Source organism: Citrobacter sp. KTE30 (genome assembly GCF_000398825.1).
In the GTDB taxonomy this organism is placed as follows: Bacteria; Pseudomonadota; Gammaproteobacteria; order Enterobacterales; family Enterobacteriaceae; genus Citrobacter; species Citrobacter freundii.
In genome coordinates this window covers 2286834-2305694 of the sequence record NZ_KB976055.1, presented here as the reverse complement: position 1 = coordinate 2305694, position 18861 = coordinate 2286834, and the positions used below count along the sequence as shown (strand labels likewise).

At 49.6% G+C, this 18861-nt stretch carries 16 protein-coding genes; 6 read left to right on the top strand and 10 right to left on the bottom strand.

The features are described 5' to 3' along the window. Positions 1–145 precede the first annotated feature (145 nt). On the bottom strand, positions 146–661 hold the full coding sequence (ogt, locus tag WC1_RS12135; protein ID WP_016150309.1) for a methylated-DNA--[protein]-cysteine S-methyltransferase: 516 nt from the start codon (positions 659–661) through the stop codon (positions 146–148). Between the two features lie 225 nt (positions 662–886). Between ogt and smrA the strand changes: the two genes are divergently transcribed. Beyond that, on the top strand, positions 887–1450 hold the full coding sequence (gene smrA / locus WC1_RS12140; RefSeq protein WP_003843940.1) for a DNA endonuclease SmrA: 564 nt from the start codon (positions 887–889) through the stop codon (positions 1448–1450). 12 nt (positions 1451–1462) lie between these two features. Here smrA and WC1_RS12145 read toward each other — a convergent pair whose 3' ends face one another. Continuing rightward, positions 1463–2695, bottom strand: coding sequence for a sensor domain-containing diguanylate cyclase (locus WC1_RS12145; protein WP_016150308.1), 1233 nt, complete (start codon positions 2693–2695; stop codon positions 1463–1465). Positions 2696–2762: 67 nt separating this feature from the next. Next, positions 2763–4877 (bottom strand): putative bifunctional diguanylate cyclase/phosphodiesterase, encoded by a 2115-nt coding sequence (locus WC1_RS12150; RefSeq protein WP_016150307.1) that lies wholly within the window; start codon positions 4875–4877, stop codon positions 2763–2765. 411 nt (positions 4878–5288) lie between these two features. Between WC1_RS12150 and WC1_RS12155 the strand changes: the two genes are divergently transcribed. The 4 genes from WC1_RS12155 to dbpA all read left to right on the top strand — a co-directional run bounded on the left by WC1_RS12155 (position 5289) and on the right by dbpA (position 9381). Beyond that, complete coding sequence (locus tag WC1_RS12155; protein WP_016150306.1) at positions 5289–6398, top strand: methyl-accepting chemotaxis protein; 1110 nt, start codon at positions 5289–5291, stop codon at positions 6396–6398. A gap of 154 nt (positions 6399–6552) precedes the next feature. Further along, complete coding sequence (gene zntB / locus WC1_RS12160) at positions 6553–7536, top strand: zinc transporter ZntB (RefSeq protein ID WP_003020379.1); 984 nt, start codon at positions 6553–6555, stop codon at positions 7534–7536. Between the two features lie 275 nt (positions 7537–7811). After that, positions 7812–7979 (top strand): proline-rich small protein YnaL, encoded by a 168-nt coding sequence (locus tag WC1_RS25080; RefSeq protein WP_008322343.1) that lies wholly within the window; start codon positions 7812–7814, stop codon positions 7977–7979. Positions 7980–8007: 28 nt separating this feature from the next. Further along, positions 8008–9381: an ATP-dependent RNA helicase DbpA gene (gene dbpA, locus WC1_RS12165; protein WP_003843930.1), complete on the top strand. Its 1374-nt coding sequence runs from the start codon at positions 8008–8010 to the stop codon at positions 9379–9381. A gap of 93 nt (positions 9382–9474) precedes the next feature. On the opposite strand, the gene ttcA is transcribed toward dbpA, so the two are convergent. The 5 genes from ttcA to nifJ all read right to left on the bottom strand — a co-directional run bounded on the left by ttcA (position 9475) and on the right by nifJ (position 16528). After that, the gene (gene ttcA / locus WC1_RS12170; protein WP_003833209.1) at positions 9475–10410 is read right to left on the bottom strand and encodes a tRNA 2-thiocytidine(32) synthetase TtcA; all 936 of its coding nucleotides are present in this window, start codon (positions 10408–10410) and stop codon (positions 9475–9477) included. Positions 10411–10608: 198 nt separating this feature from the next. Next, a complete protein-coding gene (gene uspF / locus WC1_RS12175) occupies positions 10609–11043 on the bottom strand; it encodes a universal stress protein UspF (RefSeq protein WP_003020369.1) in 435 nt (144 codons plus the stop codon). 81 nt (positions 11044–11124) lie between these two features. Beyond that, the gene (locus WC1_RS12180) at positions 11125–11337 is read right to left on the bottom strand and encodes a KTSC domain-containing protein (protein WP_003020366.1); all 213 of its coding nucleotides are present in this window, start codon (positions 11335–11337) and stop codon (positions 11125–11127) included. A 145-nt stretch (positions 11338–11482) separates the two neighbouring features. After that, positions 11483–12637 (bottom strand): porin OmpC, encoded by a 1155-nt coding sequence (gene ompC / locus WC1_RS12185; RefSeq protein ID WP_016150305.1) that lies wholly within the window; start codon positions 12635–12637, stop codon positions 11483–11485. Positions 12638–13003: 366 nt separating this feature from the next. After that, positions 13004–16528 carry a pyruvate:ferredoxin (flavodoxin) oxidoreductase gene (nifJ, locus tag WC1_RS12190; RefSeq protein WP_016150304.1) on the bottom strand — a complete coding sequence of 1175 codons (3525 nt, stop codon included), beginning with the start codon at positions 16526–16528 and terminating at the stop codon, positions 13004–13006. A 274-nt stretch (positions 16529–16802) separates the two neighbouring features. On the opposite strand from nifJ, the gene WC1_RS23680 reads away from it, so the two are divergent. Continuing rightward, positions 16803–17069, top strand: a complete 267-nt coding sequence (locus WC1_RS23680) for a putative hemolysin (RefSeq protein ID WP_003020360.1) — start codon at positions 16803–16805, stop codon at positions 17067–17069. Positions 17070–17082: 13 nt separating this feature from the next. Here WC1_RS23680 and hslJ read toward each other — a convergent pair whose 3' ends face one another. Together hslJ and WC1_RS12200 are read right to left on the bottom strand one after the other, a co-directional pair. Then, entirely contained in the window at positions 17083–17502 is a 420-nt protein-coding gene (gene hslJ / locus WC1_RS12195) for a heat shock protein HslJ (RefSeq protein ID WP_003840829.1), read from the bottom strand. A 112-nt stretch (positions 17503–17614) separates the two neighbouring features. Beyond that, positions 17615–18604, bottom strand: a complete 990-nt coding sequence (locus WC1_RS12200) for a 2-hydroxyacid dehydrogenase (RefSeq protein WP_003020354.1) — start codon at positions 18602–18604, stop codon at positions 17615–17617. Between the last annotated feature and the right edge of the window lie 257 nt (positions 18605–18861).

The following is an 18861-nucleotide window of genomic DNA, read 5'->3' as shown; positions in this document are numbered from 1 at the left end:
GTGAGCACGTAAGCCTGAGCTACTCCCAAGAGAGAATAATTCAAGCATAACTGGAGTGAATATTTGTATCTGCTTGATTAACCACAATTAATTTGGGATCGCATTATGCGGAAGTGTGATGGATAAGGCATTAATTGCCTGGAATCTAGAGTAGCAAATAACCTTCGTGACGCAATAACCACTCTTTTCGTTGTACGCCACCGGCATATCCGGTCATGGTGCCGTTACGTCCAATGACGCGATGACAGGGGACCACAATGCTTATTGGATTGGAGCCATTAGCTGCGCCGACGGCTCTTGCAGCACCGGGGCGTCCCAACTGTTCGGCCAGTTGACCATAATGCATGACCTGCCCGCAGGGGATAGTGCGTAACGCTTGCCAGACTTCACGCTGGAAAGGCGTCCCAGCGGTTGCCGTTTCCAGCGTGTCAATGATGCTGAGGTTTCCGGCAAAATACTCAGCGAGTTTGTCGCTTAATCCACCTGGGTTTTTGGCGGTAATGCGCTGATAACCTTCTGTGCGGTAATGAATATTAAGCAATTGTTCCATGCGATCGCTGTGCTGATCCCATTCCACTGCGCGCAGGCGAAATTGCTCATCACAAATAACCCACAGCGGGCCCAGCGGCGTGTCGATGGTGTCTTCCAGTAAGTTAAGCATCCGTTTCTCTCATTACAGCATTCAGGCGAGGCTACACATTATCACGCCAGTGACCGTCGCAGCTATACCTCTAAAAATGGATATCAACTTGTCGTGAGTAGATCGGTTCAGCGCGACGGATCCGGTTAATTATTGGAAATAACCGTAAACCGTTACCGGTATAGTTGTCGGTATAATAGTGCGCGGTTATGATAATGCCCATCGCAATACGCTGGAGGATGAAACATGAACCTTGATGATGCATCGTTGTTTCTTGACGCTATGGGGGATGTTCAACCGCTGAAAAGCCATACCGATGTACACTGGCAGCCCATGCGCAATCTTCGCACTCCGGCGCGTATCGATACGCTTCAACTGGATAATTTTCTTTCGACGGGATTTCTCGATATTGTCCCGTTAAGTGTGCCGCTCGAGTTTCGTCGCGAAGGTTTACAGAACGGTGTGACTGACAAGCTGCGAAACGGAAAATACCCGCAGCAGGCGAGTCTTAATCTTATTCGCCAACCTGTTGAAACATGTCGTCAGATGCTCTTTAGCTTTATTCTGCAGGCGCAGCAAGAAGGGTTGCGTAACGTGCTGGTGATACACGGCAAGGGACGTGACGATAATTCTCATGCCAATATTATTCGCAGCTACGTAGCGCGCTGGTTGACGGAATTTGACGACGTGCAAGCATACTGCGCCGCACTGCCGCATCACGGCGGCAGCGGGGCATGCTATGTGGCATTGCGTAAAACCGCGCAGGCAAAACAGGATAACTGGGAGCGTCACGCTAAACGTAGTCGCTGAACGACGTAAACATCAGGCGGCCAGCACTCTGTTCCTGCCTTCGTTCTTGGCTTTGTACAACGCGTCGTCAACACGTTTGAATAACTCATCGATACTTTCATTTGTTTCGTGCCGTGCTACACCAATGCTGACGGTAAAGCGGGGAAGGCCAGGGAGAGTCACCTTTGCCACTGTCGCACGGATCACTTCTGCTAGGTTGAGAGCGACATCCAGCGACGTTCGCGGCAGGAGCAGCACAAATTCTTCACCACCCCAGCGAAAAATAAGATCGTCTTTTCGCGCACAGGATTCCAGGGTACGTGCCAGAGCACACAGCACTTCGTCGCCTTTTAAATGGCCAAACAGATCGTTAATGCTTTTAAAGCGATCCGTATCGATCAACAACAGGCTGTAGTCCTGCGTCAATGATATCGCATGCGTCTGTTCCGGCTCGGTTACCTGATAAAAATGTCGGCGGTTAAGTAATCCCGTTAAAACATCTCGCAGGGCCGCACGCTCCAGCTCCTGTTCCAGCCGCTTTTGTTCGGTAATGTCATGAATAATGCACAACATCAGTTTATTACCGTAAATTTCGATCGGTCCGGCGTAGGTTTGCACATGACGGGAAGTCCCATCAGCCAGTTTATGGACAAAATGCAAAGGTTTATGGCCGCCGGGCAGATGGGCGATTTCATGCATCACCGGAAGTATATGGCGGCCCAGCATATTGATTTCCCATGTATGTTTCTGACACATCACATCATGAGTGTATCCATAAAAATTGAGCGCACTGAGGTTTGCATCCACGATCAACCCATCGCGGGACGGATCAATAAGTAACATTGGCGCGGAATTAGTCTGGAAGAAGCGCGCATAAAATCCCTGTTTTTTCCGCTGATAGGTTGCTGAACGGCTCGCTTTCAGACCCTGTGCAGCAGGCGTCTCAATGCCTTCGAAAAGGATGACTTCACCCATGCCAGGCAGGGGTTTAATGGAAAGGCGACTTGCCATCGCAATCTCTTCACCGTCGCGGTAAACCGTGAGAATTTCCACTACATGGTGATGATTTCGCAAGTCGCTGAGATACATGGTTAAGTCATTTTGAGCATGCGTTGAAAATGTTCCCTTGCGGAGCGGGGAAAAACAGAGACCCTGCATTAGCTCCCGTGCAACGTTATTAGCGAACACCAGCTCTTCGGTATGTGGCAAAACAATCCACACCGGAATGGTTAATAAATCCAGTGAATGCAGCTCGGTTGTGCTCATCGATAATCCCGTTATTTTTATCTGCTGTGTTGCCTGTTAAATGGCGAATATTTTTAGATATTACGTCTCACAATGTTATTGATTGTCGGTGAGACAAGGGGGGTACAACTGGCTTTTGCTTGATGCTGTTTTCTTGTTGTATCAGTTCATGAATCTTATGTGCTGGCAGCGGTTTTGCAAACAAGAAACCTTGCAGCATGCTACACCCCATCTGAGTAAGGAGTATTTCCTGTTCCTGGGTTTCTATTCCTTCTGCCACCACACGCATATTCATGGAGTGAGCTATGTCAATAATGGTAGACACAATTTTTGTGTTTTTGCTGTTCTCGCTGATATCTTTGACAAATATCCTGTCAATTTTTAATTCGCGCGCCGGAAGAGACTTCAGCATCAATATATTTGAATAACCTGTACCGAAATCATCAATAGATACGGTGATCCCCAAAGCAGAAAAAGCATTCAGGACTTCCACACTGCGTTTCAAATTTTTAAGGGCGGTGCTTTCAGTGAGTTCCAGCGTGAGGCAGGCAGGTGACAGTTGATACTGCGCCAGGGCGTTACAAACAACATCAATAATATCATGCTGTTCAAACTGGGCGGGTGAGAGGTTAACGGCGAGCGTCCATTCTGTATTTCCCTGTAATTTCCATTGATGCAACTGCAGGCATGCCTGCTGGATAACCCATTTCCCAACGGGAATAATCAGGCCCGTATCTTCCAACGCAGAAAGAAATTCGGCTGGCAGCAGCATGCCGCGTTCCGGATGATGCCAGCGTAATAATGCTTCAAAACCGGTCAGGGAATGATCTCCAGCGGTATATTTAGGCTGATACCATAGCTCAAACTGGTTGCGTTCAAGCGCTTGCGACAATTCTTGTAAAAATGTCGGCGGTGTATCCGCGATAGCTTCCATTTCCGGATGATAAATAGCCCAGCCGTTTCTGCCCGCCTGTTTGACATGATACATCGCCATATCGGCCTTCACTTTTAGCTCATGCAGCGTTGAGCCATGCTCAGGGTAAATACTGCTCCCCGCACTTAACGAAACCCGAATGGTATGTTCGAACAAGGTAAAGGGTTCACCGATCACATCGGCAATCCGCGTCAGCAGGGTGGAGATATCCTGCTGGTTGCAGTCTGGAACCAGCAGGATAAATTCATCGCCCCCCAGTCTTGCCAGCGTCATTGAGTTATCAAGGCAAGTGAAGATTCGCTGTGTACTGGCTATCAGTAGCTGATCGCCAATGTGATGTCCCCAGGTATCGTTAACGACTTTAAAACGATCGAGGTCGATAAATACCAACGCGAAATGCTGCTGATGCAGTTTAGAATGCCGCAGGCAGGCCAGTAAGCAGGTGTCTATTTGCGTACGATTAGCGAGACCGGTCAGCGCGTCGAAGTGAACCTGATGCTCAAGCTGGCAGTTCAACTGATGCAGATTGTCAGCCAGTCGGGAGGTACGGAGTTGCGAATCCACCATCGAAACCACCAGCATGATCCCCAAAATAACAAGCGTGACGGCGCAGACCCAGATAGAAAGTTCCAGCGTGCTGAGACCATCGTGCGCAGTGTGTCCAAAATGGGTGAACGTAGCTGCTCCCATACCGGTGTAATGCATAGAGGCTATTGCCAGCGCCATAATAAAGGCAGCAATAAGCCGATTTATTAGCGCTCGACGGCTATTTTGGCGTAAGTGAAAGGCCAGCCACAAACCCACGCCAGACGCAGCGACGGCAATAATCACGGAGAGTAGGATCAGCGAGCGATCCCAGGTTATAGCCACATGTTCGATAACGGCATACATACCAACGTAGTGCATTGTAACAACACCGGCACTTAATATGCTGGTAGCAATGAGCAGGCGTTTTGTTGATAGCGTATTACCAGAAATGGCGATATTGATGGCGACTGTCGCAGAAATGAGCGCAATAAAGAACGAAAACGCGGTGAGGGATAAATGGTAATTTATTGGCATACTCATTTTCATGGCCAGCATACCGATAAAATGCATCGACCAGATCCCCATACCCAGCGTAGCGCCGCCAGAGAGTCGCCAGAAGGTAGATTCACGTCTGCTGGAAATTGCCACTTTGCCCGCGCTGTCGAGGGCAATAAAGGAGGCAATAAACGCGACAATAAAGGAAATCCCAATCAATACAGGGTCCCACGACACGTGCAACATCTTACTACCTATCAAAAAAAAGACGTGATGATAAATTTAGCAGGTTTTGTCCAGTTAACCTGATAAAACCTGGGATGTTCTTGTGTTTTTACAATGACTATTAGGGGGAAGGGGCAAACATCGAAAATGATAGACCTTTACTTATACAAATATTCATCAGATTTATAATTCTGTGCATTTTATGCACACGGCGTGCTTGCCATCACAATAATCTAACGACAAGCACCAGCATCACCCTTTGCAGGATAAAACACCTGGTTAATGTAAACTAATAGTGTAATTACCTGTCTTAAGTGAAAGGATTGCAGACTCTCATTGAAAGTTCGTCTTTCGTCTCCGCGTTATGGAAATTTGCATTGCAGATGCTATAAAAAATAATATCCACGTTATTTCTTAGCGCACAGGACTAAAATGTTAAATGATATTAGCGTCAGAACCTTTATTATTTTATTTCTGCTCATTACGGCGGTCGCTCTCAATGTTTTTGAAATAATATTTTCCGCTCCCCCGGTAATTATCATTGGAACTAATTTGGTCAGTTTTACTTCTATATTATGTTTGTGGTGGTACATGACGAAATATTTAGTCGTGCCAATTAATACGGTTAAAAGAAGCATTGAGGAGGTAACCTCCGGGAATCTGGCGATTAGTATTCCAGAGTTTGGCAATAACTGTGCGGGAAGATTAATACCGGGCATTAATAGTTTATCAAGTAATATTTCAACACTCGTTAATGAGATCAGAACATCTTCACAAACGGCGATGGCGCTCTCTGAACAGCTTGCGGAACGCAGCGCTGAGTTATCAGTAAAAACAGAGCAGCAATCCGGAGCATTAATGCAAACGGCTGCCAACATGGATGAAATAGCGGTCAGCACGCGTAACAATGCAGAGAATACGCAAATGGCGAGTGCTAAGGCCAATATTGCAACACTATCTGCCCGGCAGGGCGGTGATTTAATGGTGCAGGTCGCAACCAATATGCAGTCGATCACCGAGTGCGCCCAGCAGATGACAGAAATTATTACCCTGATAGATGGTATTGCATTCCAGACAAATATTCTGGCATTGAATGCCGCCGTAGAAGCGGCGAGAGCGGGAGAACATGGCAAAGGTTTTTCCGTGGTGGCCGGAGAGGTACGAATGCTCGCGCACCGTAGCGCAGATGCCGCTAAGAATATTAAACATCTGATTGCCCAAACTCATGAAAACGTTCAGCAAGGTGCGGCTATTGTGCGTGAAGCTGAAAAAAATATGCAGGATATTGTTGGTGGTGCCGGGCAATTAAACCAACTGATGGGCGAGATATTAACCACTACGCAGGAGCAGGAGAAAGGGATCATCAGTATTACTCATGCGCTCGCGGAACTGGAAAACGTTACCCAGAGTAACGCCATTATGGTGGATGAACTGTCTGACTCTTCGGATATTCTGAAAAATCAAGTGACTGACCTCCAGTCGCGAACGCACAAGTTTCGTTTAAGTCACGCTTTTGAATCTGAGAGACGCCAGCGGGCTTAACAGGGTGCCTCGCAACAAGCGCCACATTTGTCGGCGCTTTTTTTGTTATCAGATACTTTTATGAGTCATTTCAGCACAATGGGACAATGAGATATTGCTTAACATATTCTGACGGCTAGACTAACGAAAAAAGCTGAATGTTTGTGGAGGCGCTGTGGAAGCCATTAAGGGAACGGATGTTAATGTGCCGGATGCCGTGTTTGCCTGGCTGTTGGATGGGCGTGGTGGGGTGAAACCACTGGAAGATAACGATGTTATCGACACTCAGCATCCCTGCTGGCTGCATCTTAATTATACTCATCCTGAAAGTGCGCAATGGCTGGCGACAACGCCCTTACTCCCCAATAACGTGCGTGATGCGCTGGCGGGTGAAAGCACGCGCCCGCGTGTCAGCAGGGTAGGAGAAGGTACGTTAATTACGCTGCGCTGTATCAACGGCAGCACCGACGAGCGGCCTGACCAACTGGTAGCGATGCGTTTATATATGGATGAACGTCTGATTGTCTCAACGCGTCAGCGCAAAGTGCTGGCACTGGATGACGTGGTCAGCGACCTCCAGGAAGGTACAGGGCCAGCTGATTGTGGCGGTTGGCTGGTGGATGTTTGTGATGCGCTGACCGATCATGCCAGCGAATTTATCGAACAGTTGCACGACAAAATTATCGATCTGGAAGATAACCTGCTCGATCAGCAGATCCCGCCGCGTGGCTTCCTGGCATTACTGCGTAAGCAGTTAATTGTGATGCGCCGTTATATGGCGCCACAGCGTGATGTCTATGCCCGCCTGGCGAGCGAAAGGTTGTCCTGGATGACTGACGACCATCGGCGACGGATGCAGGATATCGCTGACAGGTTGGGGAGAGGACTGGATGAAATCGATGCCTGTATTGCCAGGACCGGTATCATGGCGGATGAAATTGCGCAGGTGATGCAGGAGTCTCTGGCTCGTCGAACGTATACAATGTCATTGATGGCAATGGTTTTTCTTCCCAGCACATTCTTAACCGGGCTTTTCGGCGTTAACCTCGGCGGTATCCCCGGCGGTGGTTGGCAGTTCGGTTTCTCACTTTTTTGTATTCTGTTAGTGGTCCTGATTGGTGGTGTTACTTTATGGTTGCATCGTAGTAAATGGTTGTAACAACAACGTTTTTTAGTGACTTTTGCGCATGAAAACGTCCTGAATTTTGAGCGAGGTCAATAAACCATCTACCTATTCGGGGCAATATCTCTCTCGCAGGTGAATGCAACGTCAAGCGATGGGCGTTGCGCTCCATATTGTCTTACTTCCTTTTTTGAATTACTGCATAGCACAATTGATTCGTACGACGCCGACTTAGATTAGTCGGCTTTTTTTTGCCTGCAGGAAATCAGCGTCTACCCTAAAAGAGTCAACCTGAATGACTGGAGGAGTATATGACCTGTCTGATTGCAACTGCGCACACGGATTCGCTCCCGACTGACCCGGTTCCCATTCCCGATCCCATTCCTCGTCCGCAGCCAATGCCGGATCCGCCGCCGGATGAAGAACCTATTAAATTGTCGCATCGTAGGCGCAGATCTGCGAGGATACGCGCCTGCTGAATGTGAGTTTTTACCGCGAGATTAAATTGTGACTGCTTTTTCAACCCTGAATGTTTTACCTGCTGCCCAACTCGAGAATCTTAACGAGCTGGGTTATCTTGAAATGACGCCTGTTCAGGCTGCCGCATTACCGGCAATCCTGGCGGGGAAAGATGTTCGCGTGCAGGCTAAAACCGGCAGTGGCAAAACGGCGGCCTTTGGTCTCGGGTTATTACAGCACATTGATGCTGCGCTGTTTCAGACGCAGTCACTGGTGCTGTGTCCGACGCGCGAGCTTGCCGACCAGGTGGCGGGTGAGTTGCGTCGCTTAGCCCGTTTTCTGCCAAACACCAAGATCTTAACGCTATGCGGTGGGCAGCCCTTTGGTGCACAGCGTGACTCTCTGCAGCATGCACCTCATATTATTGTCGCCACGCCGGGGCGTTTACTCGACCACCTGCAAAAAGGCACCGTTTCTCTGGAAGCCCTGAATACGCTGGTTATGGATGAAGCCGACCGCATGCTGGATATGGGCTTTAGCGATGCGATTGATGATGTCATTCGCTTTGCACCAGCTTCTCGCCAGACCTTGCTGTTTTCTGCGACCTGGCCGGAAGCCATTGCCGCCATCAGTGGCCGGGTGCAACAAAATCCATTAACCATTGAAATTGATACGGTCGATGCGTTACCGGCGATTGAACAGCAGTTTTTCGAAACCTCCAGCCACGGAAAAATTCCGCTGCTGCAAAAATTGCTCAGCCAGCACCAGCCTGCTTCATGCGTCGTTTTTTGCAACACCAAAAAAGACTGTCAGGCCGTGTGTGACGCATTGAATGCGGCGGGGCAAAGCGCACTTTCACTGCATGGCGATCTTGAACAGCGCGATCGCGACCAGACGCTGGTGCGTTTTGCCAACGGCAGCGCACGCGTTCTGGTTGCTACCGATGTGGCCGCACGTGGCCTGGATATTAAATCACTCGAACTGGTGGTTAACTTCGAACTGGCGTGGGATCCGGAGGTTCATGTCCATCGTATCGGACGTACCGCGCGAGCCGGTAACAGCGGTCTGGCGATTAGTTTCTGTGCGCCGGAAGAAGCACAGCGTGCCAATATTCTTTCTGAAATGCTGCAATTGAAGCTGAACTGGCTGCCAGCGCCAGCTAACGTGTCAATCCTGCCGCTGGAAGCAGAGATGGCGACGTTATGCATTGATGGTGGCAAAAAGGCTAAAATGCGTCCTGGTGATGTTCTGGGGGCTCTGACCGGTGATATTGGCCTGGATGGCGCCGATATCGGCAAAATTGCCGTTCATCCGGCACACGTCTATGTCGCCGTTCGCCAGAACATAGCGCACAAGGCGTGGAAACAATTGCAAAACGGTAAGATTAAAGGCAAGACTTGCCGAGTTCGTTTATTGAAATAAATACCCATTGGAGTGCCTGATGGCACTCCGCTTACCAGGCCTACAACGGGTATATGCTCGTTGTAGGCCTGATAAGACGTTTACAAAATCGCCTTACTTCACTTCCACCACGTTCAGGCGTAACTCATCCAGTTGAGCATCATCTTCCTCTGGCTGCCAGCCCGCAGGCTGTAGCGGGATCTCTTCACGATCGAACGCTAAATCACCGCCGTCCACAACCTCTGAACCGTGCTTAATGCCTTTAAAATCGAACAGATTGATATCGCTCAGATGTGAAGGCACAACGTTCTGCATCGCACTGAACATGGTTTCAATCCGACCTGGATAGCGTTTGTCCCAGTCACGCAGCATGTCAGCAATGACCTGACGCTGCAGGTTAGGCTGTGAGCCGCACAGATTGCACGGAATAATCGGGAAACCTTTCGCTTCGGAGAAGCGCTCGATATCTTTCTCACGGCAGTAAGCCAGCGGGCGGATCACGATGTGCTTACCGTCATCACTCATCAGCTTCGGCGGCATACCTTTCATTTTTCCGCCGTAGAACATGTTTAAAAACAGCGTTTGCAGGATGTCGTCGCGATGGTGGCCGAGCGCAATCTTGGTGGCACCTAACTCGGTTGCCGTACGGTACAGAATGCCGCGACGCAGGCGAGAGCAGAGCGAGCAGGTCGTTTTGCCTTCAGGGATTTTGTCTTTGACGATCCCGTAAGTGTTTTCTTCGACAATCTTGTACTCAACGCCCAGCTGTTCCAGATACTCCGGCAGAATGTGCTCTGGGAAGCCAGGTTGTTTTTGATCGAGGTTAACCGCAACCAAGGAAAAACTGATCGGGGCGCTTTGCTGCAAATTACGCAGGATCTCCAGCATGGTATAGCTGTCTTTCCCGCCGGAAAGACACACCATAATGCGATCGCCGTCTTCGATCATATTGAAGTCGGCAATGGCTTCGCCCACGTTACGACGCAGACGTTTTTGCAATTTGTTCAGGTTGTATTGTTCTTTCTTGCTAATATCTTGATTTTGCGACATTTAATAGAGGCTCAATTCATAGTGTGGCATCAGAAGAGTATGCATCACGCCGGATAGTCCGGCAAAAGAAGTCTGATATAAAAACTGTGGCGTGTATGGTACGGATAAGCGGGAAAAATGTCAGCACATTTAGGACAGGAATCGTGGGGTATAAGTGGTAGAAACAAAAAGCCCGCAGCGATGTGCGGGCCTGAAAGCTTAGCGGACTACCAGTACCGAACACTCCGCATGACGCACTACTGCTGCGGCGTTAGAGCCCAGCAGGTAGGTGGTGATGTCAGGTCGGTGTGAGGCAATAATGACCATATCAGCCGGTAATTTTTTGGCGATCTCCAGAATCTTATCTTTCGGCGCACCTTCTGCGACATGAATGTGCACTCTGTCCGTTGGGATATTGAACTTCTTGATAATCTCTTCCAGTTGAGATTTTGCTTCGGCTTTCAGATCGTCCATGGCCGGTAACTCTGCCGAGTAGGCCAGTCCCAGAGAAGCGTAGTAGGGCAGTGACGGAATTACGGTCAGAAAATGGACCTGCGCATCGTCAATTTTGGCCTCTGCTTCAACATGGGCAATAACGCGTTGAGTTAATTCTGAGTCTGAAATATCGATGGGTACAAGAATCGTTCTGTTCATAAAACCTCCTGTTTAAGTATCCACCTAAAGCTTACCGCGTAATGGCACTTTATGTACAATGACAAAGATCACATTTTGGCATCACTTTATTTTGATTTCAGGAAACTTGCCTTTTATTACGCCGTCGTAAAATCGACCTTTCGAGACCACGCTCAGGAAATCACGAAAAATACGGGCAGGGACAGGCTGATATTGCAGGGTAGCCAATTGGTGAAAGCGAATTTCCAGCGTGTGAGAGGATTCGTCATAACCGACGGATGCAATACGGGATGATTTTACAGGATGATGATTCATTGCAGGTATCCTCTACTACAGGTCTTAATGCAAGATATCATCTATCAGAGAGATGTTTTAACGCAACAGATATAATGTTTTGATCTGGATAAAACAGAATTGTTAGAACATAAAGAGAGCCCGCTGTTGCCAGCGGGCTGACGGATTAGAACTGGTAAACCATACCCAGTGCTACAGTGTCATCAGTAGAGATGTCATTGCGAGTGTAGAAGCTGTCGTCTTCGTCCAGCAGGTTGATTTTGTAATCAACATAGGTGGAGAAGTTTTTGTTGAAGTAGTAAGTAGCGCCTACAGAAGCATATTTGACCAGATCTTTGTCACCGCTTGTTCCTGCTGGGCTTGCAGCAGTACCTGGCATAGTCAGATCCTTACCTTTAGACATCAGGAAAGAAACTTCCGGACGCAGACCGAAGTCGAACTGGTATTGCGCAGTCACTTCAAAGTTCTGAGTTTTGTTGGCGATAGTATTATCACTACCGTCAGAACCACCATACGGAGTCATATTGCGGGTTTCAGAGTACATGGTTGCCAGGTAGATATTGTTCGCGTCGTATTTCAGACCAGCAGTCCATGCGTCAGCTTTATCACCACCTGCAGTTGAATGGTTTACCTGCTCGTTAGTACGGTCAGAAGAAGTGTATGCGGCACCGAAGCTTACGCCCATACCCAGATCGTAGGTAGAGGAGATACCGAAGCCGTCACCGTTAGAGTTCTTCATGTTACGATCGTCGCCACCGTTATTGGTGCCTTCTTGTTCTGGTGACTGATTTTCGTTCGCGCCTTGGTACTGCAGCGCAACGTTCAGACCGTCAACCAGACCAAAGAAGTCGGTGTTACGGTAGGTTGCAACACCGTTTGCACGACCGGTCATGAAGTTGTCTGCTTTGGTGTAAGAGTCGCCACCGAATTCTGGCAGCATATCGGTCCAGCCTTCAACGTCGTACATGACGCCGTAGTTACGGCCGTAGTCGAATGAACCGTAGTCGCCGACTTTAATACCTGCGAATGCCAGACGAGTCCAGGAGTCGCCTTTATCGCCTTCGGTGCCGTTGGCCTGAACCTGATATTCCCATTGGCCATAACCGGTGATCATATCGTTAACCTGAGTTTCGCCTTTGAAGCCCATACGCATATAAGTCTGATCGCCATCGCTGTTAGCGTCGTCAGAGAAATAATGCAGGCCGTCTACTTTACCGTAGAGATCTAATTTGTTGCCGTCTTTATTATATACTTCAGCAGCGTGAGCAGCGCCTGCAGCCAGCAGGGCAGGAATTACGAGAGCCAGTACTTTTCTGTTCATTGAAATAATCCTTTAGTTTTTTTATTAACCTGTGACTACCCATGTAGGGAGTAAAAGCATGCTAAAGGAGAAGTTCCGTAAAGAGATAAATATGAATTGTTACGCCTTAAGTAAAACCTTAAATAAATAATTCTACGGAAATGATGATAATTGCGATGAATGTGTTGCGTGAAAATATATAAAATAAAAATTATACAATTGAATTTTGTTGGGCTATTCTGCGCGTGTTATATGCCTTTATTGTCACGTTTTATTTTTCGTTGGTATATTGATGGTAATTATTAATTAGCCAGCGAATAAATTGACAAGCCCGAACAACTGTTCGGGCTTTTTTTTTGGTTCCAGGCAAATACTGAGATAAATGTATTACTCGGCACCGCTCTTTTCTGCTTTACCTGCCAGTTGGGCCAGGAAGTCGTAGCGTTTTTGCAGATCGGCGGCGGCGTCTTTCCACAGCTGCTCAGCAACTTCTGGCTGTTGGGCATTCAGGCGGCGGAAGCGCTGCTCGTTAAGCAATGTTTCGGCCAGCGCGTCTGACGGTGGGCGAGAGTCCAGCGCCAGCGGCAATTTACCTTCATCTGCACGACGCGGATCAAAGCGGTACAGCGGCCAGAATCCGGTCGCCGTCAGCTGGCGCATCTGATCGTGGCTTAGCGCGAGATCGTAACCGTGCTCCTCACATGGGCTATAGGCGATAATCAGCGACGGACCCGGATAGGCTTCTGCTTCCTGAATCGCTTTCACCGTCTGGTTCAACTGTGCGCCCAGAGAGATCTGTGCAACATACACGTGCCCGTACATCATCATACTGACGCCAAGATCTTTACGCGCCTTGCGCTTGCCGTGTTCGCCAAATTTGGTGACAGCCCCGAGCGGTGTGGCTTTCGACGCTTGTCCACCCGTGTTGGAGTAACATTGAGTATCCAGCACCAGAATATTGACGTTCTCGGTCAGACTCAGGACGTGATCCAGACCGCCAAAACCAATATCGTAAGCCCAGCCGTCGCCGCCAATCAGCCAGATGGATTTCTCGACCAACGCGTCGGCATCGGTTAACAGCTGCTGTGCGCCTTCGACATCTTTCAGGTGCTGGCGCAGCGCGGCAACTTGTTCACGGCGTACTTCTGGCGTCGCTTCAGCGCGCAGGGCGTCATTCAGTTCAGCCGGAATGTTATCGGCAAACTGTTCCAATAAACGCATAACGCGCACACGGTGCTGATCCACCGTCAGACGGAAGCCCAGACCGAACTCGGCGTTATCCTCAAACAGTGAGTTTGCCCACGCTGGCCCACGACCGTTAGCGTCGGTGGTATACGGCGTTGAGGGCAGGTTACCGCCATAAATCGATGAACAGCCGGTCGCATTGGCGATCAGCATGCGGTCGCCGTACAGCTGCGTAAGCAGTTTGATATACGGTGTTTCACCACAGCCCGAGCAGGCGCCGGAATATTCAAACAGCGGCGTTATCAACTGTGAGGTACGAATATCAATGCGTTCCAGTTTAGTGCGGTCTATTTCCGGCAGATTGAGGAAGAAGTCGTAGTTAACTTTTTCTTCTTCAACATGCTCAAGGCGCGACATCATATTGATGGCCTTGATCTCCGGATTCTGCCTGTCTTTCGCCGGGCACACTTCGACGCACAGATTACAACCGGTGCAATCCTCAGGCGCAACCTGCAGGACATATTTCTGACCGCGCATATCGCGTGATTTCACATCCAGAGAATGCAGGCTGGCAGGGGCGTTTTCCATCGCTTCTGGTGAAACCACTTTGGCGCGGATTGCCGAGTGCGGGCAAGCGGCAACGCAGTGGTTACACTGGGTACACAGCTCTTCCTTCCAGATGGGGATCTCTTCGGCGATATTGCGTTTTTCCCAACGCGTGGTGCCCATTGGCCAGGTGCCGTCTGGCGGCAGCGCGGATACGGGAAGAGCATCACCCAGACCGGCGAGCATTGCCGCGGTAACGGTTTTCACGAAATCCGGCGCGGCATCAGAAATCACCGGTGGGCGGTTAGCGCTGTGCGGGTCAACTGGCTGGAGTGCCACTTCGGCGACGGATTCACGCGCCAGAGCCAGCGCCTGCCAGTTACGTTCAACCAGATCCTGACCTTTACTGCTATAGCTTTTCGCAATCGCACCCTGCAATTCAACCAACGCGCTGTCGCCGGGTAAGATTTGCGTCAAATGGAAGAATGCCATTTGCATAACGGTGTTAATACGCGCTGCCAGACCGCATTCGCGAGCGATTTTGGCCGCATTAATCACGTAGAAACGGGCCTTCTTCTGATTCAGTACTGCCTGAACTTCCTGCGGCAAACGCGCCCAGACTTCATCCACGTTGTAAGGAGTATTAAGCAGGAAGATCCCGCCTGGTTTCAGGCGCTCGGCCATCTGATACTTATCGATAAATTGCAGTTGGTGACAGCCAACAAAATCGGCTTGTGAAACCAGATACGCTGATCGAATAGGCTGCTCGCTGACGCGCAGGTGAGAAACCGTCAGACCGCCTGCTTTTTTCGAGTCATACACGAAATAACCCTGCGCATACCACGGCGTCGAGTTACCGATAATCTTGATATTATTTTTGGTGGCCGACACGCTGCCGTCACTGCCCAGACCGTAGAACAGCGCTTCGAGCTTCGCGGTACCGGGCAGGGTGCTTTCCGGTAGCGGTAGTGACAGGTTGGTGACATCATCATAGATACCAACCGTAAAGCGAGGTTTCGGCTTCGCGCTACTCAGCTCAGTAAAGACCGCCATGACGCAGTCCGGGCCAAACTCTTTGGAAGAAAGGCCATAACGCCCGCCAATTACGCGCGGTAGGGTTTCCCGCTCGCCGCAGTTAAAGGCTTCCGCCAGCGCGGTCATTACATCCAGATACAGCGGTTCTGCCTGAGCACCCGGCTCTTTAGTGCGATCCAGAACGGCGATGCTGCGTACGGTTTCCGGCAGGGCGCGCAGTAAATGTTTGGCAGAGAATGGGCGGAACAGCCGAACTTTCAGGACGCCAACTTTCTCTCCACGAGCAAGTAACTCTTCGACGACTTCTTCGCAGGTACCAATTGCAGAACCCATCAAGATAATGACACGTTCCGCCTGTGGATGACCGTAATACTCAAAGGGTTGATACTGGCGGCCCGTCGCCGCGGCGAAGTCGTTCATCGCCTGTTCGACGTTTTCGTAAACCGCGTTGTACCAGGGGTTTGTCGCTTCACGCGACTGGAAGTAGGTATCCGGGTTCGCAGATGTCCCGCGAATAACGGGATGTTCAGGGTTTAGCGCGCGGGCACGATGCGCATCAATTTCAGCTTGCGGCATCAGGCTGAGGATCGTGTCATCGGCCAGCGGCACAATTTTATTGATTTCATGCGATGTGCGGAAACCATCAAAGAAATGAATAAACGGAACCCGACTTTTCAGAGTGGCCATTTGTGAAATGAGCGCAAAGTCCTGTGCTTCCTGTACGCTGCTGGCACACAGCATCGCGCACCCTGTCTGGCGCACTGCCATTACGTCGGAATGGTCACCGAAGATAGACAGCGCATGAGTAGCAATGGTACGCGCGGCAACGTGCAGCACAAATGGCGTCAACTGACCGGCCAGTTTATACAGCGTTGGGATCATCAGCAACAGGCCCTGCGATGAGGTAAACGACGTAGAGAGCGCACCGGTCTGCAATGCACCGTGAACGGTCGCGATTGCGCCGCCTTCTGACTGCATTTCTACGACGCGAGGGGTATCTCCCCAGACGTTTTTAAGCCCGTTTCCGGCCCAGGCATCTGCCTGTTCAGCCATTGTCGAACTGGGCGTAATCGGGTAGATGGCGATAACTTCGCTGGTACGAAATGCGACTGAAGCAACCGCACCATTACCGTCAATTGTGATCATACTGACACCCTTACATTGCGCAAAAAGAGGGACCCGCGTAACTGCGGCGAATCCTGTAGTTATCTTTCTATTTTAGCAAAAGCGCTAAAGACAGATTTTCGCTTTTGTGTCCTGGGAATAATCAGAATGAATGGTTTGATCAAAGGAGTAGCCAAAAAATTGCCAGAAAATGTAAACAGCACGCATAAATGCGCATTTTGCCTCTCGACGGCAGTGTTTCCGCTGCCTATTATTTATGGCTGTGTCGTTTGGTTAATATTCAGAGGGGAGTAAGATGCGCGCAGCGTTTTGGGTAGGGTGTGCCGCGTTATTATTATCGGCGTGCAGCAGTGAACCTGTTCAGCAGGCAACAGCCGCTCATGTCGCACCGGGGATGAAGGCCGCAATGTCCAGTTCTGGAGAGGCAAATTGCGCCATGATTGGAGGTTCGCTCTCCGTGGCACGCCAACTGGATGGTTCTGCCATCGGCATGTGTGCATTACCTAACGGCAAACGCTGTAGTGAGCAGTCGCTTGCCGCCGGAAGCTGTGGGAATTATTGAGCCACTGCTTTTACTACATTAAATCTGCCAGTTTAAACGTCAACGTTTGTTCTGCCGTAGCCAGTGTTAACTGGTCAGCAGTCAGATCAACTTGTGCGCCTTGCTTAAACATCTCGCTGACGATGCCGTCGAGCGCGTTAAGCTGTGGATCGGCGCACATCATGCGCGTCATTGCCATGTCTTTCACTTTTAATTCACCGTCGGACAGCTTGCCCTGACCATGGAACTGATTACACATTTTTCCCGACACCGTCATATTTTCACCGAAACTTAATTCAGGTGGGTTATTGGCGACGGTTACCGGCTTACCATTGACGCTCTGCAAAACGAAGCGGTGATGCTGCAACTGTTCGCGATTGACGGACACTTTTCCATTGCTCACACAGCCAGCCATCAGCATGCTGAGCGCAATCAACGTGACAACTTTCTTCATTCTATTTCTCTGGGTTTGTGACGGGAATACATTCAATATAATAATGATACTGAGTGTTTTATCATCGGTGATTGTCTGAAAATGCTCCCCTGAATCCAGGGGAGCACGGAAATCAGAAGAGGGCGTTTGGACAGGTTTCGCCTTTGGAGATTTGTGCCAGATTCTGTAGCGTAGTCTCAGAAATGCTGGTTAACGCTTCGGCGGTCAGGAACGCCTGGTGCCCGGTAAACAGCACGTTATGACAGGCCGACAGACGACGGAACACATCATCCTGAATCACGTCATTGGATTTATCTTCAAAGAACAGATCGCGTTCGTTTTCATACACGTCCATACCCAGAGAACCAATTTTCTGGTTTTTCAGCGCATCGATAGCGGCTTGCGAGTCGATCAATGCACCACGACTGGTGTTAATAACCATCACGCCGTTTTTCATTTGCTCAAAGGCTTCGTGATTGAGCAGATGATAATTCTCCGGTGTTAACGGGCAGTGCAGAGAGATGACATCGGACTCGGCAAATAGCGTTTTAAGATCGACATATTCAACGCCTAACTCCAGCGCAGCAGCGCTTGGGTAGGGATCAAACGCCAGCAGGCGCATACCAAAACCTTTCAGGATCCGCAGGGCCGCAATACCGATTTTACCGGTACCGATCACCCCAGCCGTTTTGCCATACATGGTAAAGCCGGTCAGCCCTTCAAGAGAGAAGTTGGCATCACGGGTACGCTGATAAGCGCGGTGAATGCGGCGATTCAGCGTCATCATCATGCCAATCGCATGCTCAGCGACGGCTTCCGGTGAATAGGCTGGCACACGTACGACCTGCATACCCAGCTCTTTTGCAGCGTCGAGATCGACGTTGTTGAACCCGGCGCAACGTAGCGCGATATATTTCACGCCATGCTTTTTCAGCTCTTCCAGAACAGGGCGGCTACCATCGTCGTTGACGAAAATGCACACGGCTTCGCAGCCATGGGCGGTTTTGGCTGTTTTTTCCGTCAACAGAAAGTCAAAGAATTCAAGTTCAAAACCAAAAGCCTCGTTAACCTGCTGCAGATACTTCTTGTCGTACTGTTTTGTACTATAGATGGCGAGTTTCATAAGACTTTCTCCAGTGATTTTGACGTCACATTAATCCAATTCAAATTATTTTACAAAATATAAAAAGTTATTGATAGTCATAGACGTAATGAATAATTCCAACGTATATCTGGTTAGTGTGGGCAGATTACGCGTTTTCAACAACTGGAGAATTTTCATCCAGCTCATGCCGGTAAAGACAACGTGGTTAAAAAGCCAGCCGAATCACATCCTGACAGCTACGCTTATACAGGTAGCAAATATCGGGAGGAGTCATG